The organism is Streptomyces sp. NPDC006332 (genome assembly GCF_040612855.1).
GTDB lineage: Bacteria > Actinomycetota > Actinomycetes > Streptomycetales > Streptomycetaceae > Streptomyces.
This window is the reverse complement of record NZ_JBEXRA010000025.1, coordinates 105,635-132,086: the sequence shown is the minus strand read 5'-3', so window position 1 is coordinate 132,086 and position 26,452 is coordinate 105,635. Positions and strand designations below refer to the sequence as shown.

Sequence of the window (26,452 nt, the reverse complement as noted above, 5' to 3'; positions counted from 1 at the left end):
GGAGGTACTCGGTGGCGGTGAAGGGGGCGCGGCTCTCGTCGGGCGTGACCGAGCGCATGTCGCGGGAGTGGGCCGCCGCGGCCCGGTTGGTGGCCCGCGGCCGTGCTCGCGCAGGCGTCGATGACGATCCTCCAGGTCGTGGGCGGGCTGTGGCTGTTGGGTCAGATCCTGGGTCTCATGGCGCCGAACCTCGGTGTGCCGGTGCTGCTGATGGTGGCCGGGATCATCGGTGGCCCGCTCGTCGAGTGGAGCTGCCGGATCGCGGCACGGGGGCCTGCCAGGCGGTACGGCGCGGAGGCCGAGCGGCGGCTGCGGGAGGCGGCGGCCGGGTGCGGACGGGCCCGGGTGCTGGATCCGGTGGCGGCGGAACTGCTGCGCTACCGGGAGGTTCGGGAGCAGTACGGGCGGGTCGTGGGGGTGAGTGCGGGGGCGAGGTGAGTCCCGCTCCTTCGTTCCCGCCCTCGGGTCCCTCGACCGGGTGACGGAGTTTTCCACAGGCGGTGGGTAATGCACAGCGCTCAGCGGGCTCGGTCCGGCGGAGGCAGTCTGATCTCGCGCGATCACGGCGGACGTGATCGTGGCGGAAGACGGAAGCAGCCGTACGGGACGGGCCCGTAGGCGTGTCCACCCGGCGTGAGCGGCCGGGCGAGGGAGGGGTTCATGATGAACGAGACGATGGTCTGCGCGGTGGGGAACGTGGCGACGCAGCCGGTGTACCGGGAGCTGGCGTCGGGTGCGTCGGCGCGGTTCCGGCTGGCGGTGACGGCTCGCTACTGGGATCGCGAGAAGGGCACGTGGACGGACGGTCACACCAACTTCTTCACGGTGTGGGCCAATCGGCAGCTCGCCACCAACGCGGCGGCGTCGCTCAACGTGGGCGATCCCGTCGTCGTGCAGGGCAGGCTGAAGGTGCGTACGGAAGTGCGCGAGGGGCAGAGTTGGACCTCCGCGGACATCGACGCGGTGTCGATCGGTCACGACCTGGCCCGCGGCACCTCCGCCTTCCGGCGCGCCAAACACGGGGAGGCGGCGGTCGCCGGCGTCGGCGGGCCGCAGCAGCCGGAACCGAGCTGGGAGACACCTCCCGCCGAGTCGGCCGCCCAAAGGCCTCCGGTTCCCGCAGCCGTGACGTGACGTCAGCGGACCGCACACGTCCGACCGAACTGTGCCTTATCGACGAATGTGCGCCGTCTGGCCACGGTGGATTTGTCGACAAACTCTGTTCGGATCCACTGTCGGCGATAACAATTCCGATTCGGATCAGTGGTCCGAGTGCATCACCGGGAAGCGTGGTGCGTCAGGTACCTAGGATGCCGAACGTAGCTCTCGGGGCTTCTGATTCTGCAGGTGGGACCGTAACCCCCCACGTCAACGGGTCCTGCTCGAAGGGGAATTCTGTGTTTTCTTCGTTCTTCGCGCCGTCGCCGCGCAGGCGGGGCGCGGCCCGCCTCGTCACCGCGACGCTGGTGTCCGGTCTCGTCGCCGTCGGCGTGATGGCCGGTGCCAGTACGGCGTCGGCCGACGAGACGATCCAGAACCAGGGCGGGGCGACCGCCACCATAGGCGGCCTGAAGACGTACGGCGACGCCGTGATCCACGACGCGGCCGGTGACCTGACCGTGTCGGCGGGCCTGTTCGAGATGTCCGTCGACGGCGGCGGCACCCTGCAGACGTACTGCGTCGATCTGCACAACCCCACACAGCGGGAGGCCAAGTACCACGAGACCCCGTGGAGCGGCACCTCGCTCGGCGCCAACAAGAACGCGGGCAAGATCCGTTGGATCCTGCAGAACTCCTACCCGCAGGTCAACGACCTCGCGGCGCTGGCCGCCTCGGCGGGCGTCCGCGGCGGCCTCACCGAGCAGGACGCGGCAGCCGCCACCCAGGTGGCCATCTGGCGCTACTCGGACGGCGCGGACGTGGACGCGGTGGATCCGCAGGCCGAGAAGCTCGCGGATCATCTGGAGAAGAGCGCGAGGAACGTGGCGGAGCCCACGGCGTCCTTGACACTCGACCCGCCCGCCGTCTCCGGCCGCCCCGGCGCGCTGGTGGGACCGGTGACGGTGCGCACCAACGCGGCCACGGTGACGGTGACGCCGCCCGCGGACGCCGTCTCGAGCGGGGTGCGGGTCATCGGCAAGGACGGCCGGGACGTCACCTCCGCGGTCAACGGCAGCCAGCTGTTCTTCGAGGTGCCCGAGAACGCGCAGGCGGGCTCGGCCGACCTGACCGTGCAGGCCTCCACGACGGTCCCGGTCGGCCGTGCCTTCACCTCCGAGAGCCGCAGTCAGACGCAGATCCTGGCCGGCTCCAGCGAGTCGACGGTCTCGGCGACGGCGAGCGCGAGCTGGGCCGCGACGGGCGCGATACCCGCGCTCTCCGCGGTGAAGAACTGCACCAAGAACGGCCTGGACATCACCGCGGGCAACGAGGGCGACGAGCCGTTCGCCTTCGAGCTGCTGGGCACCGAGTACACCATCGCGGCGGGTGAGTCCCGCACGGTGACGGTCCCGCTCCAGGAGGACCAGGCGTACGACTTCACGATCGAGGCGGGCGGCTTCGAGAAGCGGTTCGCCGGCGTCCTCGACTGCCGGACACAGGGGAGTGCGGCCGGCGACGTCACGCAGACCCTCAGCGAGCCGAGCCCCGCGACGGTGGGCGGCAACGCGGCGGACGTGAACCTCGCCGCGACCGGCGGCACCTCCGCGACCCCGGTGATCGTGGGTGTCGCCATCGCCCTGGTCGTACTCGGCGGCGCGGCGCTGATCGTCGTACGCAAGAAGCAGGAACAGGGCTGAACGCAGGGACGGGGTTGAACTCAGGACGGGGCTGAGCGCCAGACGATCACGGGCGGGGGCTTCGGGCAGGGGCGTGGGGCTGGGGTGCGTCCCCGCCACCGCCCCGTCCGGCCCGCGAGCCGGGCCGCCCTGGGCCGTCCCAGGTGCCCTGCGGCCACTCGACGACGACCGACCGTGACGGTCGAGCTGTCACGGTCATCGGTGAACCCCCAGCTCACAGCCCCCCGGCCAAACGGGTTAGGACCCAGGGGTGGCGGTCGGGCAAGATGGGGTGTATCTGCCCACTGCCAGATTTCAAGCTGCCGGACGGTTTCTCTTGGCTGAGTACATTTACACCATGCGCAAGACGCGCAAGGCGCACGGCGACAAGGTGATCCTTGACGATGTGACGCTGAGCTTCCTTCCCGGCGCGAAGATCGGTGTGGTCGGTCCGAACGGTGCCGGTAAGTCCACCGTTCTCAAGATCATGGCCGGTCTCGAGCAGCCGTCCAACGGTGACGCGTTCCTGTCGCCCGGCTACACGGTCGGCATGCTCCAGCAGGAGCCGCCGCTGGACGAGTCCAAGTCGGTCCTGGAGAACGTGCAGGACGGCGCCGCCGAGGTCATGGGCAAGCTCAAGCGCTTCAACGAGGTCGCCGAGCTGATGGCGACCGACTACTCGGACGCGCTCATGGACGAGATGGGCAAGCTCCAGGAGGACCTGGACCACGCCAACGCGTGGGACCTGGACACCCAGCTCGAACAGGCCATGGACGCCCTCGGCTGCCCGCCCGGCGACTGGCCGGTCACCAACCTCTCCGGTGGTGAGCGCCGCCGCGTCGCGCTCTGCAAGCTGCTGATCGAGGCCCCTGACCTGCTGCTGCTCGACGAGCCCACCAACCACCTGGACGCCGAGTCCGTGCAGTGGCTTGAGCAGCACCTCGCGAAGTACCCCGGCACCGTCGTCGCCGTCACCCACGACCGGTACTTCCTCGACAACGTCGCCGGCTGGATCCTGGAGCTCGACCGCGGTCGCGCCATCGGCTACGAGGGCAACTACTCCACCTACCTGGAGACCAAGCAGACCCGTCTCAAGGTCGAGGGCCAGAAGGACGCCAAGCGTGCGAAGCGTCTGAAGGAAGAGCTCGAGTGGGTGCGGTCCAACGCCAAGGGGCGCCAGGCCAAGTCCAAGTCCCGCCTCGCCCGGTACGAGGAGATGGCCGCCGAGGCCGACAAGATGCGGAAGCTGGACTTCGAGGAGATCCAGATCCCGCCGGGCCCGCGCCTGGGCTCCATCGTGGTCGAGGTGAACAACCTCTCCAAGGCCTTCGGGGAGAAGGTCCTCATCGAGGACCTGAGCTTCACGCTGCCGCGCAACGGCATCGTCGGCGTGATCGGCCCGAACGGCGCCGGCAAGACCACCCTGTTCAAGATGATCCAGGGCCTGGAGACGCCGGACTCCGGTTCGATCAAGGTCGGCGAGACCGTCAAGATCGCGTACGTCGACCAGGGCCGCGAGAACATCGACCCGAAGAAGACGCTGTGGGCCGTCGTCTCCGACGAGCTGGACTACATCAACGTCGGTCAGGTGGAGATGCCCTCCCGGGCGTACGTCTCCGCCTTCGGCTTCAAGGGCCCGGACCAGCAGAAGCCGGCCGGGGTGCTCTCCGGCGGTGAGCGCAACCGCCTCAACCTCGCGCTCACCCTCAAGCAGGGCGGCAACCTGCTGCTCCTCGACGAGCCGACCAACGACCTCGACGTCGAGACCCTGTCGAGCCTCGAGAACGCGCTGCTGGAGTTCCCGGGCTGCGCCGTGGTCGTCTCCCACGACCGGTGGTTCCTGGACCGGGTCGCCACGCACATCCTCGCCTACGAGGGCGAGTCCAAGTGGTTCTGGTTCGAGGGCAACTTCGAGTCGTACGAGAAGAACAAGATCGACCGGCTCGGCGCGGACGCCGCACGTCCGCACCGCGCCACCTACAAGAAGCTGACCCGGGGCTGATCGATCTTGCGGCACATCTACCGCTGCCCGCTGCGCTGGGCGGACATGGACGCCTACGGGCACGTCAACAACGTGGTCTTCCTCCGCTACCTGGAGGAAGCCCGTATCGACTTCCTGTTCCGCCCGGACAAGGACTTCCAGCAGGGGTCGGTGGTGGCGCGCCACGAGATCGACTACAAGCGGCAGCTCGTCCACCGGCACGCGCCCGTGGACATCGAGCTGTGGGTCACCCAGATCAGGGCGGCCTCCTTCACGCTCACCTACGAGGTCAAGGACCCGGACCAGGTCTACGTGCAGGCCTCGACGGTGATAGTGCCCTTCGACTTCGAGGCGCAGCGTCCGCGGCGGATCACCGCGGAGGAACGTGAGTTCCTGGAGGAGTACCGGGACGACGCAGAAGGGGAGGCCGTCGCCGCATGACGGTGCTCCACCTCGCCGACGAAGGGGAGGCCGCGGACCTCGCGGCCTTCCTCTCCCGGCTGATCCACTACGACCGTGGGGCCGCGGTGCGTCTCCAGGCCGCCGGGACCGCGCTCGCCGTCTTCGGCCGACCACCGTCCTTCGAGGTGCTGGCGATCCGTGCGGTGCGGCTCGACAAGCCGTACGAGAACGGGCTCGATGTCACGCTGGACGTGACCGTGTCCGCGGGGGAGTTCCTGGAGTCCGTCGACGAATCGGCGGGCACGGCCGTGGTGCCCGCCCCGGTCACCGGCCCGCCGTGGGCCGGCGTGCTGCCGCCGCGCGGCGGCTGGCGGGCCGAGCCCGGACTGCCGGAGCCGGACGAACTGCGGGCCATGGTGGCCGCAGGAGTCGCCGAATTCCGTTCCCGTACACAGGAGTTGGCCGAGGAGCGGCGTACGCGGGCCGAGCTGGACCGGATCGGGCGGGAGATCTGGTCCCGGACGGTCGGGACGACCGGTCTGCCGGTGCGGGCCGTGCACGCGGCGCAGTCGCTGGGGTTCCTGCGGCCGACGGGGAGCGCGGGGGCGCCGGCGCTGATCTCGTCGGGCGCGTGGCTGAGGCTGCGCACGCCGTACGGCTCGATCGCCGTACGCAGGGCGGGGCTTGGCGCGCTGGACGTCAGCGTGCGCTGAGGGCGGGGAGGCCTTGGTTCACGGAGCAGGCCTTGGTTCACCGAGCAGGGGTCGCGGACGCTGATCAGTCGCGGGCGTCGTCGTCCGGCCAGACGCCGATGTGGTCCGGTTCCAGTTCCAGTGCCACGCGATCGCGCATGCCCAGGGCGCGGGTGTAGTCGGCGGGCAGCTGGAGGCGGCCCGCGCGGTCGAGCATGGCGTACTCCCGTGCCACGACCGTCTCGTCGCCGGTGGTCGCGTCGACCTCGCTGCGGCGCAGGACCTCCGTGGAGGTGCGGCCGTCGCGGATGGCGACCGTGCGGCGGACCTCGTCGGCGACCGCCTGGTCGTGGGTGACGATCACGATGGTGGTGCCCAGCTGCTCGTTCGCGCCGCGGAAGGCGGCGAAGATCTGTTCCGCGGTGTGGGAGTCGAGTTCGCCGGTGGGTTCGTCGGCGAGGAGTACCGCGGGGTTGTTGGCGAGGGCCACGGCGATGGCGACGCGTTGTTGCTGACCTCCGGACATCTGGTACGGACGGCGGTCCCGGCAGTCCGCCACCTTCAGCAACTCAAGGAGTTCCAGGGCGCGTTCGGAGCGGGCGCGACGGGCCCCGCGGGTGCAGGCGGCGCCGGACAGCTGCATCGGGAGGGCGATGTTCTGGGCGGCGGTCAGATAGGGGAGGAGATTGCGGGCGGTCTGCTGCCAGACGAAGCCGACGACGTCGCGGCGGTAGGCGAGGCGGTCCTTGGCGGTCATGGTGAGCAGGTCGCGGCCGGCGACCCGGGCCGCGCCCGCGGTGGGGGTGTCGAGGCCTGCGAGGATGTTCATGAGGGTGGACTTGCCGCTGCCGGAGGCGCCTACGAGGGCCATCAGCTCGCCCGCACGCACGAGGAGGTCGAGACCCTGGAGGGCTTGCACCTCCACGCCGTCCGTGCTGAAGACGCGGACCAGGCGGTCGCAGGTGATCAGGGCGTCGTGGCCGTAGGCGGGGGCGTTGCGGGCGGAGGTGGCTCGGTCGGCCAGGTCGGTGAGGGTGGGGTTCGTCGTCATCGGGGTCTCCTTGGCCGGTGCCCTGGGTTTCGGCTGAGGGGCGTGCCTTCTCGTCGTGCCGGGAGCCACTCCGCCCGCGCGTCCATCCGCGCGACGGTCCGTACGCCGGTGGGCTGTGTCATCGCTCGCCTCCCGCTCTCAACTCCCGTACCGATCCCCGCCGTCCGGACCACCACGCCTGAGCCGCGGCGACCCCCGTCGCGAGCAGCAGCACCGAAAGGGCGGGTACCACCAGGGACACCGCGTCCGCCCGCAACTCGGTGTTTCCCGAAGGGGACCCGGCCGATGCCAGCGCGATGGTCGTCAGGTCGATGCCGGGGGACAGGAGGCGGATCGTGGCCCACCCGGTCAGGATGCCGCCCACCGCCGCCAGGGTCGCCTGGGGGAGGGACTCCAGGATGAGGAGGCGGCGGCCCTGGGCTCGGGTGAGCCCCATGGTGCGGAGGCGGGCGAGGAGGGCGGCGCGCTCGGGGGCGGCGCGCAGGAGAGTGAGGAGGAGGGCCAGGACGGCGTAGCCCGCGCCGACGGCCACCGCGGCCGCGTAGACGCGTTCGCCGCCGGACTGCAGGGGTGAGTCGACGTACCGTGCGCGTTCCTCGGCCCGCAGCCGCACGGACCCGAAGTGCCCTGCCGTCCGGCGTAGTTGGCCCGCGTCGAGGTGCTCGCCCGTCACCAGCAGCGCGGTCGGCCGGGCCGCCCCGGCGCTCAGTCCGGCCCGGTCCACCACCAGGAACCCGGTGCCCGACACCGCCGGGGTCCGCTCCCGTACGAGGGCGATCCGGACGGTGATCGAGCTGCCGTCCGCCAGGCGCACCGGGAAGGGCCGGGTGCCGTACGTCCGGGCGGTGGCCGGGGAGGCCAGGGCGGGCAGCGGTGCCCCGGTGGACGCGGGGCGCCCCGACGCCCCGTCCCGCCCTGCCGCCCCTCCGCCCGCCAACTCCCCCGAGTCGAACGCCCCGAGGCCCGTCCGGGCCGCCAGCGCCGCGTAGGCGGCGGGGTCGGCGCCCACCAGCGGGACCGCGGTCGGGCCGTCGTCCGGCTTGGCCTCGTAGTCGATGCCGACCTCGGTCAGCGCGCGGACGCCGGGTGAGCTGCGGATCCGGTCGGGGAGGGCGGCCGGCAGCGGATCGTCGCTGTCGACGCGTGCGTCCGCGCCGACGGACCGCAGCGCCGCCTGGTCGCGGGCCTCACCCACGCCCGCCAGGGCCGAACCGCCGAAGGCGGCGGTGGTCAGGGCGGTCAGCAGCGCCAGCAGGGGCAGTACAGGGGACATGGACGTACGGCCCGCCCGCGCGAGGGAGAGGTGTCCCACCGCGCCCCGCAGCCGGCCGGCCGGGCGGGCCAGCGCCCGCAACGGCAGCGGGTGCAGCCGGACCAGGACCAGGGCGGCGATCACTCCGACCAACACCGGTGCCAGGGAGACCAGTTGGTCCCCCGCGGAGCCCGATGTGCCGCGTCGGCGCAGGGTCTCGACCGCTCCGGTCGCCAGCACCAGCAGGGTGAGTTCGGCGACCGTACGGCGTCGGGAGGGGCGTACGGACACCACGTCCGCGCGGTGGCCGTGGACGCGTACGACCCGGTGCGCGGCGGCCGCCCGCAGCGGCAGGGCGACGCAGCCGACGGCCGTGACCGTGGCGGCCGCGGCGATCGCGTACCCGGCGCGGTCCGTGCGGACCGCGAGCAGCGCGGCCAGCAGGCCGGCGGCGCCCGCGGGCAGCGCCACCATCGCCGTCTCGGCGCACAGCCGTCCCACCACGGACCGCAGGGACGCGCCGCGGGCGCGCAGCAGGGCCAGTTCGGTGCGGCGGCGGTCCGCGGCGAGGCCGCCCGCCATCAGCAGGACGACTACGGCGACCGTGCCGGCCCCGGTCGCGGCGACGGCGACCAGGGGCTGGACGCCGGCCCGCAGCCCGTCGTAGGAGGTGAGCACGTCGTCGAGTTCACTGCTCGCCTGAATGAGTCCGTCGGCGGTCGTGCGGACCGCCCGGAGGCCCGGTCCGGACTCGAGGGAGGCGACGGCCGTCTTCAGGCCCGCCGTCCGGTGGGCGTGCAGAGCCTCGGGGGCGGGGGCCAACTGCCAGTAGCGTTCGGGTTGTCCGGCCGTGCCGAGCAGGGCGGGGGCCGCCTCGGGGGTGAGCAGCAGCGCGCCGAGCCAGTAGGTGAGCTCCGATCTGGGCAACCGGACCAGGGCGGGGGTGCGCAGCAGGGACCGGGTGGACCAGTACGCGCCGGACGCGTCGCGCGGGGCGACGATGCCGGTGACCCGGACGGCGAGCGGGTCGCGGGACACCCCCGGTACGTGGATCACCGAACCGACCTCGATGCGCAGGTGCTCGGCGGTCTCGACGGTCACCGCGGCCTCGACCTGAGCCGTCGCGGCGGTCACCGGACCGGTGGCGCGCGGCAGACGCCCCTCACGGGCGCGCGCGTGGTCGGCGAGGCCGTGCTGGGCGACGAGGGAGACCCGCGCGGGCAGCCCGCTGGGCCGGGGCAGCCACGGATCGGAGGTCTCCGGGTCGTCGGTGGTGCGCACCCCGTACGTCGACTGGGCGCGGTCGACGACGAGCGGCGCCGGGACGGCGGCCAGCACCTTGGCGTACTGGCGGCCCAGGACCCCCGGGCGTACGGCGTCCTCGCGGCGCGGCTGCGGCAGCCCGAGGTCGGGCTGCGGGGCGTACAACTGCAGGCTCGTCCGGCCCGGGTTCGCCCGGTCGACGGCGGTGCGCAGGCCGGCGTCCTCGTACCGGTCCACGGCGCGCGGGAACACGGCGGCGAGGCACGCGGTCAGTGCCACCAGCAGCGCCAGAGCGCAGGTTGCACCGGGGAAGGCGCGCAGCCGGGTGCGGATCCAGGGGGCCACGACCGGGGTCACCTCACTCACCTCCCGTTTCCCGCAGGGAGGTCGCCGGATCCGCCCGGCGTACCGCGAGGGCCGCCGTGACCAGCAGCGGAGTGACGGTCACGGCCGTCAGCAGCGTGGCCACCCGGGTGAGGGGCAGCTCGACCAGCACGTAGGGGACCGGCCGGGCGGCATCCGAGGTCAGCACCACCAGCGGGATCACCGCCCGGGTCAGCACGGTGCCCAGGGCCACGCCTACCAGCAGGGCCAGCGCCACCAGGACGCCCTGCTCGACCGCGATCGTCCGGGCCAGCCGGCGGCGCGGGGCGCCCAGGGCACGCAGCACCGCGAACTCGGCGCCCCGCTCCCGCAGCGACCCCACCGCGCTCACCGCGAACCCGACGGCCGCAAGCGCCGCGGCCGCGCCCGCCGCGGCGGTGAACGCGGCCTCGGGGCCCGCGCCGAAGGGGTCGTCGCGCAGCTGCTCGGCGATCTCGTCCCGCACCACCACCCGCGTGGGGTCCATGTCGGGGTCGGACCGCAGGGCCGCGGCGACCCGTGCCGCCTGGCCCGGCGTGGTCCGCAGCCACCACTCGGTGGGCGTGACGCTCTCGCCGTGACGGGTCTGCAGCACCCGGTTCACGGACCGCAGATCGACCAGGAGCGCCCCGCCGCTCGACTCGTCGGAGGTGGTCGGCAGCGCCCGTATCGCGTGGGTGATCCGCACCGGCACGGTCTCGCCGCCGAGCGTCACATCGACGCGCTGCCCGGGGCGCGCGCCCGCCGAGGCGAGGAACCGGTCGGTCGCCAGGGCCGTGACCTCGGCCGGCTCGGGCTGTGCGACCTGCAGACGGACCGTCAGGGAGGTGCTGTCCCAGGAGGACTCGACGGGGACGTAGCCGGTGCCGTACTCGACCGCGGGCGGTCCCGAGGCGCTCACCCGTGGCCGGGTCGGGTTGGTGCGCGCGTCCGGCGAGGACGCCCGGCTGTCGCTCCGCGAGACGGCCGTCCAGGCGGTGGGCAGCGACACCGGGCGCGCGGCCCCGTCGACGGGCAGGGACGTCAACTCGTCCAGGGAGAAACGCTGTTGGTCCGGCCGGCCGGTCGGCTGGGTGGTGACCAGGCGCAGGCCGGTGAGGGTCCATGGGCCGCCGGAGACGGGGACCTCCAGGATGTGCCGGCGGTTGTCGGCGGGGAGCTTTCCGGCCCCCAGGCGGTACGGGGTGCCGTGGCTGTCCTCCAGGGTGACGGCCACGTCCGCCGCCTGGGAGGACGAGGGCGGGGACGAGGAGCGCAGGGTCACCGCCAGCCGCAGCCGGGCGGTGTGCGCCGGTACCCGCGCGCCGTTCGTCCGCGTGTCCCGGCCGAGCCCGGCCACCAGGGGACGCACCGGCCCGGGGGCCAGGTCGGCGCGCATCAGCACGTCGTCCGCCGCGTACGCGGTGTCCAGCGCCAGCACCGTCGCCGTACGGTTGTCGGCGAGCGGCAGCGACGTACGGACCGCGGGGGCGGCCTGTGTGACGTGCGGGAGGGCAGCGTACTGCTCGGTGCGTCCGGGGCCGTCCTCGCCGGCCGAGAGCACCCGCAGCGGCACACCGGCCCGGAAGTCGGCCTGGTCGTCCTGCGATCGGTCCCAGGAGGCGCCCTGTCCGATCGCCAGCAGGCCCAGCGCCACGGCGAGGACCAGCAGCAGCACCGGGCCCGCGCCGCGCATCGGGCGGCGGGCGATCTGCCAGCCCGCGAGCGCCGCGGTCAGCCCGCGCCCGCCGGTGGCCCGGCGTTCGGCGAGGCGGGCCACCGGCGGCAGCAGCCGCAGCGTCAGCACCGTCCCGGCCAGCAGCGCCAACGCGGGCGCCGCCACCAGCAGGGGGTCGACGCCGAGGGCACCCGACAGGTCGTCGGTGACCGCGCCGGAGGTCTGCCGGTTCAGCTGCCAGTAGGCGACACCGGCGACGGCCAGCAGCCCGAGGTCGGCGCCCGCGCGTACCGGGCCGGGCAGCGCGCGGGCCCGGCGGGCGGCGACGGATCCGGCCTCGGCGGACGAGGTCAGCGCGGGCAGGGTCACCGCCAGCGCACATCCCAGCGCCACGGCCGCCGCCACCAGCCACACCCCGGGCCGCCCGCCGGCCGGCAGGTCCAGCCGCAGTCCCATCCGGGCGAGCGGCCCCTGCCCCGCCAGCAGACGGGCCAGCGGGCCCGCCAGGAGAGGCGCGCACACCAGCGAGGGGACGGCCAGCAGCAGCGCCTCGGGCAGGGCGAGTCCGGCGATGCCACGGCGGGAGGCGCCGCGGGCCCGCAACAGCCGGGTCTCGCCCGCGCGTTCGGCGCTCAGCAGCCGGGCCACCAGCAGCAGGGCACAGCCCGCGAGCAGCACCAGCTGGAGGGCGACGATCAGCAGCGTGGAACGGGAGACCAGCAGGGAACGGTTCACGCGGTCGAGGACGTCCGGCAGCCCGGTGGTCACCGCGGTCGAGCCGCCGAATACGGACCGCGCGCGCAGGGCGGCACTGCCGTCGCGGGCCGCCTCGCGCAACGCGTCGATCCGGTCGGTGGTCAGCGTGGCGAAGTCGGCCGAGGCCAGCCAGGCCGACTGCCCGGCGCTGACCTTCCCGCCGGTCAGCACTCCGGGATCGGCAAGGAGGGGGCCGTACGTCGTGAAGTCGACCTTCTTGACGCCACGGCCGCGCAGATCGTCGAGCCGCCAGTACGGGGCGTCCGCGCGGGCGGGCCGGTAGACACCGGTGACCGTGACGGAGACCTTCGGGCCCCCCAGCCGGTCGGTGACGGTGAGACGGTCACCGGGGCCGAGTCCGAGGAGGTCGGCGGCGGTCTGCGGGAGGGCCGCCTCGACGCCCCGGTTCGCCTCCACGCCCCGGTTCGCCGCGCGGGGAAGCCGCCCGGCGACGATCCGTACCTGGGTCCGGTCCAGTGCCGCGAAGTGGGTCAGGTCCGGTTCCCCGGACCGCTCGGCGCGCGGCCCGAGCGAACGGGGCAGGGCGTAGGGGCCGGACCGCACGAGGGTGCGCACCGTCACCGGCAGCCCGTCGAACGTGGTCCGGGCGGCCTCGCGTACGGCGCTGTCGGCGTCCTCGCGACCGGCCGCGGGCACGTCGGCCCGGACGATCAGCGCGGTGTCGGCGGCGTTGCGGGGGTCGAGCAGGGAGTGGCGCAGGGCCGCGTCACCGATCGCGCCCGAGTACGCGGCGAGGGTCGCCAGGACCGCCGTGGTCAGCAGGACGGTGAGCGTCGCGGCGGCGAGCAGCAGCCGATGCGCGCGTGCGCGCAGCAGGACGAACCTCGCGCTCCCGCCCCACCCCGCCACCCGGCCCCCGCCGTTCCCCGTCGTCGTCCCAGCCCCGGGGGGATCTTGTCAGAGGGAACGGACCGTGGGTAAGCGCTTGTGGGCTGGACTTGACCGGATCGTGATCGAATTCCGGCGTCGGCCGACCGGAATCCGGAGGCTGACGGACGACCGACAGGACCGGTCCGGGTCCGGCCCGGGCCCAGGCCCGTCCTAGTCCGGTGTGTTCACCATCGAGGCGGCCGCGTACTCCAGGTAGTTCCACAAGGTGTGCTCATGCTCCTCGGACAGACCGAGGGAGTCGACGGCGTCCCGCATGTGCTTCAGCCAGGCGTCGTGCGCCGCGCGGTTCACGGCGAAGGGGACGTGCCGCATCCGCAGACGCGGGTGGCCGCGGTTGTCGCTGTACGTGGTCGGGCCGCCCCAGTACTGGATCAGGAAGAGGGTGAGGCGCTCCTCGGCCGGGCCCAGGTCCTCCTCGGGGTACATGGGCCGCAGCAGCGGGTCCTCGGCGACCCCTTCGTAGAAACGGTGGACGAGGCGGCGGAAGGTCTCCTCCCCGCCGACCTGCTCGTAGAAGGTCTGCGTCTGAAGTGTGCCGCGCCGGATCTCTTTCACGCCCTCCATGCTCTCAGACCGGGGGGCCCAGGACTCAAGGCCTAGGACCCCCGCAGGTTCGAGACGGCCGTCCCGGTCCCGCGCCGGGGGCGACGCGGTTGGGCCGACCGCGGGTGGCGCGGCTCGCGTCCCGACGGCTGCCGCAGGAGAGTGGACGTATGGGCGCGCACCTTCTCCGCAAGGATCTGGACGACCTCGCCGACTCGGCGCGGTCGGCGCTGGTGCGGGAGATCGACGCGAGCGGGGCCTGGGCCGCGGACCCGGTGTGGCGGCAGGCCTTCGAGGCGGTCCCCCGACACCTCTTCGTGCCGTACTACTACGTCGGCGTCAGGGGCGGGTGCGAACGCCGGTGGGGCGAGAGCCCCGACCAGAGCGCGCGTGAACGCTGGGTACGCGGGGCCTACGCCGACATCCCGCTGGCCACCCGGCTCCGGGACGGCGAGCTGCTCTCCTCCAGCAGCCAGCCGTCGCTGATGGCGATGATGCTGACCGAGTTGCGGGTGACGGCCGGCGACCGGGTCCTGGAGATCGGCGCGGGCACCGGCTACAACGCGGCCCTGCTCGCGCACCGACTCGGCGACGACAACCTCGTCACCACGGTCGACCTGGAACCGGAGATCACCGAGGCGGCCCGGCAGCATCTGGCCGCCGCCGGGTACCACCCCGTCGTCGTCACCGGCGACGGGGCGCGCGGGGTGCCGGAGCGCGCTCCCTTCGACCGGATCATCGCCACCTGCACCCTGGCGTCGATCCCGCGCGCCTGGCTCGCCCAGTGCCGTCCGGGCGCCCGGATCCTGACCCCGTTCGGCACGGGTCTGATCGCGCTGACGGTCCACGAGCCGGGGGCTACGGGGCTCACCCGGCACGGGAGTCAGGCAGGTGAGGCGGGGAAGGCGGGTCAGGCCGAGGGGCGGTTCCTGCACACGTCCGCCTTCTTCGTGCCGCTGCGCGGCGCCAGGCCCGAGCCGGAGCCGGCCCCGCTGGGCGGGGTACCGCGCCACGCCAGGGACCACGACCTGTTCCGGTTCCTGCTCACCCTGACCCGCGGCAGCCTCGCTCCGCAGGAGGCGTACGCGCTGTGGGAGCGGGAGGGCCGACCGCAGCGCGAGCGGTACGGCATCACGGTCAGCGGCGAGCGCGAGTGGGCGTGGCTGGACGACCCGGAAGGGCCGTACGCCTGGCCCCTCACGTGAGGTGAAGGTGCCAGGCGGACAGCGGTAAGCCGGTCGGGCTCAGCCGCGCCGGACGGTGATCGTTGTCCAGGCGCCCACGTGCACCCGGTCGCCGTCCTGCAGCGGCACCGGCACGAAGGGCTGGATCGGCTCCTCCGAGCCGTTCACCGTCGTACCGTTCGTCGAGTTCTGGTCGACGACCGCCCAGGTGCCGTCCGGCTGCTGCACCAGGACCGCGTGCTGGTGCGAGACGCCCGGGTCCTCCGGCGGCACCGACAGGTCGATGTCGGGGGTGTCGCCCGTGGAGTGACGGCGGCGGCCGATGGTGACCTGGTTGCCGGACAGGGCCCGCTGCTGCTCGGGCGAGAACGCGGGCAGGTTGAGTCCCGCGGCCTCGGGGCCGGAACGCTGCATCATCGCCATGAAGTAGTCGCGGTCCGGGCCGATGGTCGCCGTCCACGTCGACGGCTGCTGCTGGCCGGGGCCGGGGCCCTGCGGAGAACCGGGCTGCGGGTACCCGTAGCCGCCGCCGGGACCCTGACCGGGCCCGGGGCCGCCCGGGCCACCAGGGCCGCCGGGGCCGGTCGACGGCGGTGAGATCACCCAGTCGTCGTTGCCGCCGCCGAAGGACGGGCCGCCCTGCTGGGGCCGGTTCTCCTGCGGGTATCCGGGCGGTGCCGAAGGGCCGGGGCCGGGCTGCTGGAACGCCTGGGGAGCTTGGGGTGCCTGGGGTCCGTTGCCGGGACCGCCGGGACCACCGGGTCCGCCGTAAGGGCTCGGCCCGGGCCGCGACGGGTCGCCGAAGGGACCGGGCGCGCCGGGACCGCCCGGACCACCGCCGGGACCGCCCGGACCACCCTGACCCTGACCGCCGGGGCCGCCGAAGCCGCCCTGGCCACCGGGACCGTTCGGACCGGGGCCCTGCGGAGAACCGGGCTGCGGGTATCCGTAACCGCCGCCGGGAGCCTGACCGGGCCCGGGGCCGCCCGGGCCACCAGGACCGCCGTAACCGCCCTGACCACCGGGATTACCCGGACCACCGGGACCCGAAGGACCACCCGGACCAGAAGGTCCACCGGGACCCGAAGGACCACCGGGGCCTCCCGGACCCGAAGGCCCACCAGGACCCGAAGGACCACCCGGACCACCGAACCCGCCCGGACCGCCCGGCCCCGCAGGACCGCCAGGACCACCGAACCCGCCCGGACCGCCAGGGCCACCAGGCCCGCCAGGACCACCGGAACCGGGCCCGCCCGGACCGCCCGGCCCCGGCGGGTTGCCGAACGCCGGACCCGGCGGGATCGGCTCGGCAGGCCGGTTCACCTGCGAGGGGCGCGAGCTCTGGTAGTCGTAGCCGTCACCGCCGCCGTACGACTGGCCCGGCGGCTGCTGGAAGCGGCCGGCCGGGTTGGGGCCGGGCGCGGCCTGGGGCGGGGCGGCCGGGGTGTACGAGGTCGCCGTGTTGGTCAGGAAGTTCCACCGGCACTCCTCGCAGAACGGCGCTCCGCCCTCGCGGGGGGTACGGCACTGCGGGCAGAGTTCCGGCTCGGGGTCCGGTGCGGACAGGTGCGGCGGGCGTCCGCCGGGCTGACCGGGCTGGGTGGCCTGGGGCGGCGGGAAGCCGTACCCCCCGCCAGGGGGCGGTGGGGGCGCGGCACCGGCCATGCGGTGACCGCAGACCTCGCACCAGTCGTCGGAACCCGACTGGTGTCCGTTCGGGCAGGTCGGCATGTCGGCGCTTCCCCCTCTCCTTGTCCGGTCGCGACGACCGGATTTCTCCAACCCCAAGGGGTCAGGCTCGCTGTTTTTCGGTGCTTCACATGATCGTGCTGTGTCACTTCTTCACACGAACAGTCTTGGTCGACCGTGTTTCGAGAGTCATCTCGTCGGCGTCCGCGACCTTCGCCTTCAGTCGCACAGTACCTGTCGTGGCGTCGACCACGTCCACCACCTTCGCAAGCAGTTTCGCAGTATCCGCGTTCCCGGAGTCGCTCGCGAGCTGAACGGCCCGGCCCAGTTTGGCCGTTGCTCCATCCATATCTCCCGCTTTGCGAAGGTCCAGACCCTGTTGGATGGCTTGTGCCAGTTCTGCCTGGCCGGTGTAGTGGGCGACCTGGGGGTTAATGGAGGTCGAGGCGACCATGTCGTCGGTCCACACGGCCCGTACCAGGCCCTGGGCACCGAGGTTGTGGACCGTCCCGTCGGCCTGCGGGACCACCAGGGAGATCCGGGCGGCGAGCATCTCCTGGCCGAGGTCGGCGACCGGGACCTCGACGCAGACGTGGTAGTCACGGGACTCGTCCCCCCAGGATCCGGTGGGGTAGTCCCCGGCGCGCGGGCCGGCCTCCGTGCGACGGTCGGTGAGCTCCTCGACGGTCGGCGCGACCTGCTTGACGAACTTCACGGTGGTGCCGACGGGGGTCCACAGCCGCAGAGCGACGTCCGCGACCTCCTTGCCCATGGCCGTCTCCATCATCCGCGTGAAGTCGGCGGCGAGCGCGGCCGGGTCGGCGACGATGTCGGCGGTGCCGAGCAGCGCCGAGGCGATCCCTGTGACTTCTTTCACTTCCCAGTCGGTGCCCACGCCGCGGGCGTCACAGGTGAAGCGGCCGGCGCAGGCGTCCAGGGAGGCCTTCAGGTCCTCGGGCGACTCGTGTTCGTTGCGGCCGTCGGTGAGCAGGATGCCGTGGCGGATGGCGACGTCCGCGGAGGACAGCAGCTGGTCGGCGAGACGCAGCCAGGTGCCGATGGCGGTGCCGCCGCCCGCGCTGAGCTTGCGCAGGGCCTGCTTGGCCTGGTCGCGGGTGGTCGCGTCGGCCACCGCGAGGCGGCCGTTGCCCGGATAGACCTCCTTGGCGACGTGCGTGCCGCCGATCACCGCGAAGTGCACACCGTCGCGCAGGGTGTCGATCGCGGCGCCCGTCGCGTCACGGGCGTTGCGCATCTTGGTCGGCGGATAGTCCATCGAGCCCGAACAGTCCACCATGATCGCCACCGCGGCGGACGGGCCCTGCCCCGGCGCGTAGAGGTGGGGCGCCGAGACCGCGCTTCCGACCGTGCCGCCGCCGGTGGAGGTCACCGTGACGATCGCGTTGACCTCGCGGCCGCCCTCCGGCAGGTACTCGTTCTGGTACACGTCCACCGAGAACCGTGGCGCGTTCGACTTCGAGAAATTGGCCATGCCTGATCGACTCCCCCTCGAACCCCGCCGGGCGGGGCGATGACTGTGGACGGACCGGTCCCCTCCGGTCCGTCAGACTTCCCCGTTGCTGCGCGAGGCGTACGCGACCCCTCAGGCCGATCCTGCCCCCTGCGGCGGGGCGGGGAACGGCAGGACGGCCACTGTTACGTTGTCGTGGCCCCCGCCGTCCAGGGCGTGACCGACCAGGACCCGGGCGCTGTGCAGGGGGCGTACCGCCGCGTCCAGCGGCAGCACCTCCGCCATCTCCTCGGCCGCCTCCGCGTAGTTCCACAGGCCGTCCGTGCACACCACGACCACTCCCGGCCGGTCCGGCTTGAAGGAGGCGGTGTGCGGCTCCAGTTCGTACGCGTCCGCGCCGAGCCAGCCGGTGATCGCGTGGGCGCGCTCGTCGGCGTACGCCTCCGCCTCGTTCATCAGGCCCGCGGCGACCATCTGCGCCGCCCACGAGTCGTCCTCGGTGAGCCGGGCCGGGGGAGCGCTGCGGTCCACCGGCACCCAGTAGGCGCGGCTGTCTCCGACCCAGCCGACGATCAGCAGACCGGATGTCACCACCGCGCCGACCAGGGTGCAGGCGGGGGCGTTCTGGTGCGGCGCGTGCTCGCGTGCCGTGGCGGGCTCGTCGGCCAGCGAGTTGACCGCGCCGGAGGCGGCGACGATCGCGTCGTGCATGGCCTGCTGCGGGTGCGTGCCGCGCGGCAGGGCCGCCAGCAGCGCCTCGCTCGCCACCCGGGACGCGGCCATGGAGGCGTCGTCGGGGCGGGTCGCGGAGGACACGCCGTCGCAGACGACCGCCAGCACCGCGGGCGAACCGTCGGGCAGCGTGGCGTACCCGAGGCCGAACGCGTCCTCGTTGCGGTGGTGGCGCCGGCCCCGGTCGCTGACGGCGGCGACCGGACCGTACTCCTGCTCCATGTGGTCGCGTTCGCGCGGCTGGGCGTGCCCGCAGTTCTCGCAGTAGCCGTCGCTGTCGACACGGCCCGCCCGGCAGGCCACACACACCTGGGTGCCCTCGGCCGGGGTGGGGACACCCGGCGTGACCCGCGGGTCCGGTGCCTGGAGCGGGTAGTCGTCGGGCTCCGCCGGATGGTCGAAGCGGACACCCCCCGTGGCCGGGGACGCCGGAGGCACCGGGGAACCGGTGAGCGGCGGCTGGGGCGGCACCGTGGGCAGGGCGCCGCCGCCCGAGTCGGTGCCCGGGAGATCCGTCGGCAGGTGCGCCGGGGCGGGTGACCCCGCGCCGCCGGCCTCGGGGGCCGCGGGCCAGGGCACGCCGGCGACGCCGCCCGGCGGGGGTGGCGCGCCGCCGTTCATGGCGATGGTCGGGTTGTCGTCCGGCCGTGCGGGCACGGCGGACAGGTCGTATCCGCACGCACCGCAGAAACGGTCACCCGAGTCGAGGGGTTCCTCGCAGCTCGGGCAGGCGGACAGTTGGGGCATCTGCGACATCAACTACACCCATGTCCGGGGGCGGTAACGGTTGGCACGTTCCACCAGGTCGATCCTCTCCTCGCCGCCCGACGCCAGCCGGGCCAGCGTGCGGTACGAACGTTCCAGGCCGAAACGCAGGCCTCGCTCGTCCAGGCCGCTGCCGAGCAGCATCCGTCCCCCGGCGGCCCCGGGCGGCACGGAACCCTGGCCACCGGAGAGTATCCAGTCCAGCGCGCAGCCGAGGACTTCCGCCGACAACTGCTCACGCCGGGCCGGATCCAGACCGTACGCGTCCAGGGCTTCGACCTGACCGGCGGCCGCGGTCAGATCGTCCAGGAAGGGTACGTCGGAAGCGGCCGCGGTGCGTTGTCGCAGCCTCGCCCGTACGGCCGCCACGCGAGCGGCGGTGTAGTGGATGGACGATTCCGGTACCGATTCCAGCGTTCTCACGGCGCTACGACGGTCCCCGGTCGCGAGCTGGACGCGGGCCAGGCCGAAGGCGGCGCTCACATAGCTCGGGTCGGTCGCCCAGACCAGCCGGTAGTACTCGGCGGCGTTGTCCAACTGGCCCAGCACCTCCGCGCACAGCCCCAGCGCCAGCTTGGGGGCCATTTCGCCCGGGAAGGCGTCGTAGATCGCGTCGAAGGCGAGCGCGGCCGCCTCCTGGTCGCCGGTCACCAGGGCGGCCACGCCCCGGTACCAGACCACCCGCCAGTCGTCGGGCCGCTCCCCCTCCAGGCGCAGCAGGGCCTCGTGCGCGGTGTACGTGTCGCCGTTCTCCAGCCAGGCGCGGATCTGCCTGAGCCGGGTCTCGGTCGACGGGGCGGGCGCGGCGGCGAGCGCCCCGAGCAGCTCGGCCGGAGCGGTCGTCATCAGCCCGGCCAGGAACCCGGCGTTCGGGTCGCCGGGGTCGACGTGCGGGACGGGCAACGCGAGTCCCGCGGCGGCGGCGTCGACCGTCCTGACCAGGCCGGGAGCGGCGCCGGTGGAGGCGGGGAGGAGGGAACCGGCAGCAGCGGAGGCGCGGGCGGGGCGCGTCGCCCGCGACCCCAACCGGGACACCTCGCCGTCCAGCTTGGGGAACAACACCGTGTCGGTGACGCGGACTTCGGGCCCGAACAGGGTCGACAGCGCGGGCCGGGCCCGGCCCGTCTGCAGCGACACGACCTCCCGCAGCACACCCGTCAGCTGTTCCGACATCTCCTGGGCGGAGGCGAACCGTCGGGCCGGGTCGGGGTCGGTGGCCCGGACCAGCAGACGGTAGAAGGACTCGTACTGGCGGAAGACCTCGATGTTGTCCGGGTCCGGCAGGGAGTCCACGAAGACGTTCGTGTAGCCCTGGAAGTCGAAGGTGAGGACGGCCAGCGTACGCGCGACCGTGTACAGGTCGGACGCCACGGACGGGCCGACCTCCGCGACCTCCGGCGCCTGGTAGCCGACCGTGCCGTAGATGGCCGACTCGTCGTCGTCCATCCTGCGCACCGCGCCCATGTCGATCAGCTTGAGCTGGTCCTCGGTCTGGATCGCGTTGTCGACCTTGAAGTCGCAGTACAGCAGGTTGCGGCTGTGCAGGTGGCCCAGCGCCTCCAGGGCCTCGATGCCGTACGCGCACCCCTGCTCCACCGGCAGCGGGTCCCGCCTGCCGGTCGGGCCGCGGCGGGCGTTGGCGATCTCCTTGAGGGACTTGCCGCCGACGTACTCCATGACGATGTACCCGTCCAGCGAGCCGGTGCGCTGGTCGAGGTGCTCGACGAAGTTGTAGATCCGGACGATGTTGGCGTGCTCGATCTCCGCGAGGAAGCGCCGCTCGGAGATCGCCGCCGCCATCGCGTCCTGGTCGCCGGTGTCGAGGAGGCCCTTGAGGACCACCCAGCGGTCCGACACCGCGCGGTCCACGGCGAGGTAGACCCAGCCCAGGCCGCCGTGCGCCAGACAGCCCACCACCTCGTACTGCCCGTGTACGACGTCGCCGGTCTTCAGCTTCGGGACGAACGAGTACGGGTGGCCGCACTTGGTGCAGAAACCCTCGGTGCGCCCCGGCCGGTCCCCGCGGGCCCGCCCCACCGGTGCCCCGCAGTCCGAGCGCGAGCAGAACCGCTTGCGCTCGGGCACCTCGGGGTTGTCCAGCACCATCGCGCGCGGATCGGGCCGCGGCACACCCGGCACCTCGACCAGTCCCGCGCCGAGCCGCCCGCGGCTGGACGAGCCCGTGCTCGAACCGGAGCTGCGCACCGACACCGAGCGGCCCGTGGACTTGCCCGACACGGACCGTGACAGCCGCCCCGACACCGAGCGCCGGGACTTCGACGAGTGTGAGGACGTACGCGAACTGCGGCTGCTGGAGCGGGAACTGCTGCCCGACGTCCCCCGGGAGCCCCGGGCGCCGACGGTGATCCCGGTGGGCGGCGAGCCGACCATGCCGGTCGCCGACACGACGGGGGCGAGACCGCAGGTGTCGCAGTACAGCTCGCCACCGCCGACATCCTCGTACGCCCCGCCGCAGCCGGGCCGCTGACAGGCCCGCGGGGTCCGGCTCCCCTCCGCCTCACTCGGCTCCGCCCGGCTCTGCTGTGCCTGGCTCTGCTCGGCTTGACGCTGCTCCGCTCGGCTCTGCTCCGCCTGACTCATGACGGCTCCCCCCTACGGTCCTCGGATCCGTCCTGACCGGGCACCCGTGGTGCGCCGAGCAGTTCGGCGGCCGCCCGCTGGTAGCGCAGGACGGCTTGTTCGGCGACGCGCAGGTCGCAGGGCGCGCTCCACAGCATGCGGCGCGCCGCGTCGTACCGCTCCACCAGGAACGGGTCCTCCGCGAGGCCGTGCCGGGCGACCTTCGCCTTGTACGCGTCGAGGCGGCCGCGCAGTTCCGCGCGGACCGCCAGGGGCTGGGTGACCGCGGTCAACGACTCACGAGCGCGCAGCAGTTCGTCCTCCGCCTTCTGTTCCAGGGATTCCAGGAGCGGGGACAGGCGGTTCCACTGGGCGTGTCTGCGGTACTCGGCGGCGGTCGACAGCTGCTCCTGCAACGCGGTCGGCGGGCCGCTGACCACCGGTACCTCGGTGGCCGCGATCTTCGCCAGGACCTCCCCGCGCGCGGTACGCGCCTCGGCGAGGGTGCGGTCCGCGCGGGAGAGCACGTCCCGCAGTCTCATCAGCCGGGCCTCGGCGTCCTGCCGGACCGTGAGCACGGCGTCGATCTCCCGGCGTACGTCCTCCAGGGCGCGCGCCTCCCGGTCGTAGACCGTGGTGTCCGGTCTGCCGCCGCCGGGGGCCGAACTGCCCTGCGCCGGTACCCAGAACGCCAGCGGGTCCGAGATCACCTGCTCGCGCAGCCGGGTCAGCGTGCGGGTGATCCGCTCCAGGTCGTCGCCGGCCGGGTGCTCGCCCGGGCGCACGCCGACCGAGTGGGCGAGCCGGCGGGTGCGCTGGAGTTCCGCGGCCAGCAGATCGATCCGGGCGGGCAGCGCCGACCAGACGGTGTCGGCGGTGACGACCATGTCGAGCGAGGACGCGTACAACTCGTTCATCCGCTCCACGAGCGTGACCAGCGAGAAACGCTCGCTGAGTTTGCCCGGGCCGCCGTGCAGCGTGGGCGCGTTGGCGGTCGCGGTGGCGGAACCGGCGACGGTGACGGCCTCGCCGCGCAGCAGCTCGGTCAGCTCCACCAGGTCCTCGCGGCTGGACCAGCGGCGCCGGGAGCGGATCTCGCGGCCGGTACGCAACGCGTCCGTGTACGCGTCGAAGTACGCCCACAGCAGCGTGATCGACGCCTCCGCGCCCGTCCAGCGCTCCTTGGTGACACCGGTGAGGTCGGCGCCCTCCAGGAGTCTGCGGCCCGCGTGGTCCTGCAGGGCGAGGAGCGAGGTCTCGATCGCCTCGTGCTCCGCGCCGAGCCGAGCCAGCGCACGGTCCACCTCGTCCCGGTCCATCACCGGCCCGGCGGGGTCCGTGACGCCCATCGATCACCCCTCGCTGCGTTGTGTTCCGACAGTGCTGATGATGCGTCAACCCTTGCGCAGGTACTGCGGTGGTGGCGGCTCGGAGGTGGAGGAGTCCTTGCCCAGTGTCGCCGACAGCCACCTGTCGTACGAAGCCTGCCAGCCGTTCGTCTTGTCCTGGCGGTAGTCCACCAGTATCTGGTTGACCCGGCGTACCAGGTCGTCGGCGTCCTTCTTCATCGCCACCCCGTAGTACTCGACGGTGAAGGGGTCGCCCTTCAGCTCGACCGTGGGGTCCTGCGCGGCCTGGCTCGCGGCCAGCGCGCCGTCGGTGACCACCGCGTCGACCTCACCGAGCTGGAGCCTGACCAGACAGTCGAGTTGGTTGGGCACGGTGGTCCTCAGGTCCGCCGAGGAGACGAGCTTGTGCTCCTGCTGGTCGTCGGTCAGCTTGGTGTTGGCGGTGGAGCCGGTCGCGGTGCAGATCTTCTTCTTCGCGAGCGACTCGTCGTACCCGGTGATCGGCGAGGACTTGGGGGCGAGGACCTGCTGGCCGGTCTCGAAGTAGGGGGCGGAGAAGGCGACGTCGGCCAGGCGGGCGCAGTTGATGGTCATGGTGCGGACGACCATGTCGACGCGGCCGTCCCGGATGGCGGGGATGCGCTGGTCGGTGGGGATGGCCTTGAACTGGACGTCGTTCTCGTCGCCGAGGATGTCCTTGGCGATCCGGTGGACCAGGTCGATGTCGAAGCCCTCCAGGTCGCCGGTGCCGCCGCTGTTGGGGTCGCGGTAACCCCAGCGGTAGCTGTTCTGGTCGACACCGACGATCAGCTTGCGCTTCTCGCCGGTACGGTTCTTGATCGCCTCGATGGTGCTGCCGTCCGCGCCCGACGGGGACAGGGTCTGCTTCTCCGGCGCTTCGCGCATCGCCGGTGTGGGGCAGCCGTCTTCGGCCTTGGCCTGGGTGACCCGGGCGAGGCCCGACCCGCCGGTGCCGACGGAGCCGTCACGCGGCTCGGCCAGCGGCAGCAGCAGCGCGAAGACCAGTGCGACGGCGCACACGACAGCCATCGCCCCCACGCCGCCCCAGCCCCTCAGGCGGGCCCGCAGTCGTCGTCCTTGCATCGTCACGCCCCCTTTCACCGGTACTCCGAAAGCCTGCGCCCGATGCCCAGCACCGCGCCGGCGGCACCCAGGACCGCGAGGACGGCGGCGCCCACCGACAGCCCCGTCATCGCGTCCAGACCGTCACCGGCCGCCTGCTCGAACTGGGCCGTCTCGTGGTCGATCGCCTTGGCGAGGTTGGCGTCGACGCTGTCGAAGCACTCACCGGTCGCTCCCTGGGCGCCGATCACCCCCGCCAGCGCGGCCGCGTAGTTGCCGTTCTCGTCGTTCGCGCGGGCGGCGGTGTGGCGCTTCTTCCACTCCGCCATGTTGCCGACGGCCTTGGTGACCGGCTGCTCGCCCCTCGTGTCGTCGGCGAGCTTCTCCGCCTCGGTGAGGCCCTTGCCGAGGGTGGCCATGTTGGTCTTGAAGTCGTAGTCGTAGGCGTCGACGCTCTCGTCGCCCACCTTCTTGGTCTCGGCGCCGCGCGCCACCAGCGTCAGGTTCTCGTTGCCGCGGGCCTTGAGGGAGGCGATCCGGGCGTCGTGCAGCACGTTCAGCGAGCGGACACCGTCGTCGTAGGAGGCGTCGAGCTCCGCGCGCGCGACGCTGTGGCCGACGACCAGCCAGAGCAGGACCACCGTGGCGGTCGCGGTGGCGGCGACCAGGCCGTGGTTCAACACCCGGTTGGTACGCCGGTAGTTGCGGTGCTGGGCCCAGGCGAGGCCGGTCAGCGCGAGGACGCCCAGGCCGATCGCCGCCCACGGGTAGGGCGTGGCGTCCGCGTAGTCGGCGCGCAGCCGCTGGTTCTCCTTGGTGTAGAGATCCTCGGCCTTCGGGAGCATCTCCTTCTGCATCTTCTCGTTGGCGTACCGCAGATACGCGCCGCCGACCGGGAAGCCCTGCCGGTTGTACGTCCGGGCGCGCTCCACCAGGCCCTTGTACTCGGGCAGCAGCCGGTTCAGATCGGCCACGGTCGCCGCCGCGGGGGAGCCGGGGTCGGAGTTGGCGGCGGCCTCGACGAGGCCCTCGGCAGCGTTGTCTATGTCCTTCTCGTACCGCTCACGGGAAGCCGCCGTCTCCTGGCCACCGGCCAGGAAGCCGCTGGAGGCGGTGGTGTTGGCGTCGGCGAGGGAGCGGTAGATGTCGGCCGCGGCCGAGCTGAGCGGCTGGCTGTTGTTGAGGACGTCGTCGGCGGCGGCCGACCGGTCGGCCGTCTGCCAGGCGGTGACGGCGCCGAAGGCCACGACCAGGAGCGCGAGGAGGGCGCCGATGACGCGCAGCCGGCCCGGCTCCGTGGTGGCCGCGGCGCGCAGGCGGTCGGCTCCCTCGGCGAACGCGGTACGGCGTGCCTGCGGCGGGGGCGCGGGGGGTAGCGGGCGGCCGGGGGCGCCCTGGGGGGCGGGGCGGGTGTACTGGTCCGGTCGGCCCGGCGGCCCCGGCTGCGCAGGCATCGCGGGCACGGTGGGTACGCCCGGTGCCGGTGGTGGCGCCGCGCTGCTCTTCGGCGGGTGTGTCACTGTTTGACCTCCCCCATGGTCATCCGTCGCCGCAAGTATCGCTGGCGGGACTGACATCCGCATCGGCCTTGGCTGGATCTTGATCGGATCGCAGTGCGGAATGCCTGCCGGCGGCTTGACGCGCCCCCTTCACCACCCCTTGCCCATGTATACGCCCTGGGAATGTGTTCGGTTCCCTGCCGGGTGGGGGGTGTGTGCGGGTGCGTTGTGGTCGCGGTCCCTGGGGGCTGTGCCCCCAGACCCCCCGTCGGCCTGAAGGGCCTCGTCCTCAAACGCCGGACGGGCTGGGGGAGCTGGGCTGTGTCCCAGGAGCGCGGTGGGCTTGGGGGAGCTGGGCTGTGTCCCAGGAGCGCCGTGGGCCTGGGGGAGCTGGGCTGTGCCCCAAGAGCACCGGGGGCTTGGGGGAGCTGGGCTGTGTCTCAGGAGCGCC

General features: G+C 73.1%; 17 protein-coding genes and 1 pseudogene. 7 read left to right on the top strand and 11 right to left on the bottom strand.

Going from position 1 to position 26,452, the window contains the following annotated elements:
* Positions 1-72: 72 nt before the first annotated feature.
* The 6 genes and pseudogenes from ABZ027_RS23165 to ABZ027_RS23140 all read left to right on the top strand — a co-directional run.
* Positions 73-438: pseudogene (locus tag ABZ027_RS23165) on the top strand (ATP-binding protein); the annotation flags it as partial.
* A 225-nt stretch (positions 439-663) separates the two neighbouring features.
* Complete coding sequence (locus tag ABZ027_RS23160; RefSeq protein WP_356771263.1) at positions 664-1,134, top strand: single-stranded DNA-binding protein; 471 nt, start codon at positions 664-666, stop codon at positions 1,132-1,134.
* Positions 1,135-1,397: 263 nt separating this feature from the next.
* Positions 1,398-2,798, top strand: a complete 1,401-nt coding sequence (locus ABZ027_RS23155) for a Cys-Gln thioester bond-forming surface protein (RefSeq protein ID WP_356771252.1) — start codon at positions 1,398-1,400, stop codon at positions 2,796-2,798.
* 316 nt (positions 2,799-3,114) lie between these two features.
* Positions 3,115-4,779, top strand: a complete 1,665-nt coding sequence (ettA, locus tag ABZ027_RS23150; protein WP_356771250.1) for an energy-dependent translational throttle protein EttA — start codon at positions 3,115-3,117, stop codon at positions 4,777-4,779.
* Positions 4,780-4,785: 6 nt separating this feature from the next.
* On the top strand, positions 4,786-5,199 hold the full coding sequence (locus ABZ027_RS23145) for a thioesterase family protein (RefSeq protein ID WP_356771248.1): 414 nt from the start codon (positions 4,786-4,788) through the stop codon (positions 5,197-5,199).
* On the top strand, positions 5,196-5,873 hold the full coding sequence (locus tag ABZ027_RS23140; protein WP_356771246.1) for a hypothetical protein: 678 nt from the start codon (positions 5,196-5,198) through the stop codon (positions 5,871-5,873). Before ABZ027_RS23145 ends, ABZ027_RS23140 begins: the two co-directional genes overlap by 4 nt.
* A 64-nt stretch (positions 5,874-5,937) precedes the next feature.
* Here the strand turns inward: ABZ027_RS23140 and ABZ027_RS23135 are convergent, their stop codons facing one another.
* From ABZ027_RS23135 to ABZ027_RS23120, 4 genes are all read right to left on the bottom strand, one after another.
* The gene (locus ABZ027_RS23135; RefSeq protein ID WP_356771244.1) at positions 5,938-6,903 is read right to left on the bottom strand and encodes an ABC transporter ATP-binding protein; all 966 of its coding nucleotides are present in this window, start codon (positions 6,901-6,903) and stop codon (positions 5,938-5,940) included.
* A 118-nt stretch (positions 6,904-7,021) separates the two neighbouring features.
* The gene (locus ABZ027_RS23130) at positions 7,022-9,784 is read right to left on the bottom strand and encodes an FtsX-like permease family protein (protein WP_356771242.1); all 2,763 of its coding nucleotides are present in this window, start codon (positions 9,782-9,784) and stop codon (positions 7,022-7,024) included.
* Positions 9,777-13,064, bottom strand: a complete 3,288-nt coding sequence (locus ABZ027_RS23125) for an ABC transporter permease (RefSeq protein WP_356771240.1) — start codon at positions 13,062-13,064, stop codon at positions 9,777-9,779. Before ABZ027_RS23125 ends, ABZ027_RS23130 begins: the two co-directional genes overlap by 8 nt.
* 192 nt (positions 13,065-13,256) lie before the next feature.
* A complete protein-coding gene (locus ABZ027_RS23120) occupies positions 13,257-13,670 on the bottom strand; it encodes a globin (RefSeq protein ID WP_356771238.1) in 414 nt (137 codons plus the stop codon).
* A gap of 149 nt (positions 13,671-13,819) precedes the next feature.
* On the opposite strand from ABZ027_RS23120, the gene ABZ027_RS23115 reads away from it, so the two are divergent.
* Positions 13,820-14,854 (top strand): methyltransferase domain-containing protein, encoded by a 1,035-nt coding sequence (locus ABZ027_RS23115; protein WP_356771236.1) that lies wholly within the window; start codon positions 13,820-13,822, stop codon positions 14,852-14,854.
* Positions 14,855-14,893: 39 nt separating this feature from the next.
* On the opposite strand, the gene ABZ027_RS23110 is transcribed toward ABZ027_RS23115, so the two are convergent.
* The 7 genes from ABZ027_RS23110 to ABZ027_RS23080 all read right to left on the bottom strand — a co-directional run bounded on the left by ABZ027_RS23110 (position 14,894) and on the right by ABZ027_RS23080 (position 26,022).
* Positions 14,894-16,564, bottom strand: a complete 1,671-nt coding sequence (locus ABZ027_RS23110) for an FHA domain-containing protein (RefSeq protein ID WP_356771234.1) — start codon at positions 16,562-16,564, stop codon at positions 14,894-14,896.
* A gap of 103 nt (positions 16,565-16,667) precedes the next feature.
* Positions 16,668-18,014, bottom strand: a complete 1,347-nt coding sequence (locus ABZ027_RS23105) for a VWA domain-containing protein (RefSeq protein ID WP_356771233.1) — start codon at positions 18,012-18,014, stop codon at positions 16,668-16,670.
* Between the two features lie 111 nt (positions 18,015-18,125).
* Positions 18,126-19,484 carry a PP2C family serine/threonine-protein phosphatase gene (locus ABZ027_RS23100; protein WP_356771231.1) on the bottom strand — a complete coding sequence of 453 codons (1,359 nt, stop codon included), beginning with the start codon at positions 19,482-19,484 and terminating at the stop codon, positions 18,126-18,128.
* On the bottom strand, positions 19,485-22,091 hold the full coding sequence (locus ABZ027_RS23095) for a tetratricopeptide repeat protein (RefSeq protein WP_356771229.1): 2,607 nt from the start codon (positions 22,089-22,091) through the stop codon (positions 19,485-19,487).
* Positions 22,088-23,419, bottom strand: coding sequence for a hypothetical protein (locus ABZ027_RS23090; RefSeq protein ID WP_356771227.1), 1,332 nt, complete (start codon positions 23,417-23,419; stop codon positions 22,088-22,090). The genes ABZ027_RS23095 and ABZ027_RS23090 overlap by 4 nt, the downstream gene beginning before the upstream one ends.
* Positions 23,420-23,464: 45 nt before the next feature.
* Positions 23,465-24,523, bottom strand: a complete 1,059-nt coding sequence (locus tag ABZ027_RS23085; protein ID WP_356771225.1) for a glutamate ABC transporter substrate-binding protein — start codon at positions 24,521-24,523, stop codon at positions 23,465-23,467.
* A gap of 14 nt (positions 24,524-24,537) precedes the next feature.
* A complete protein-coding gene (locus ABZ027_RS23080) occupies positions 24,538-26,022 on the bottom strand; it encodes a hypothetical protein (RefSeq protein WP_356771223.1) in 1,485 nt (494 codons plus the stop codon).
* Positions 26,023-26,452: the final 430 nt, after the last annotated feature.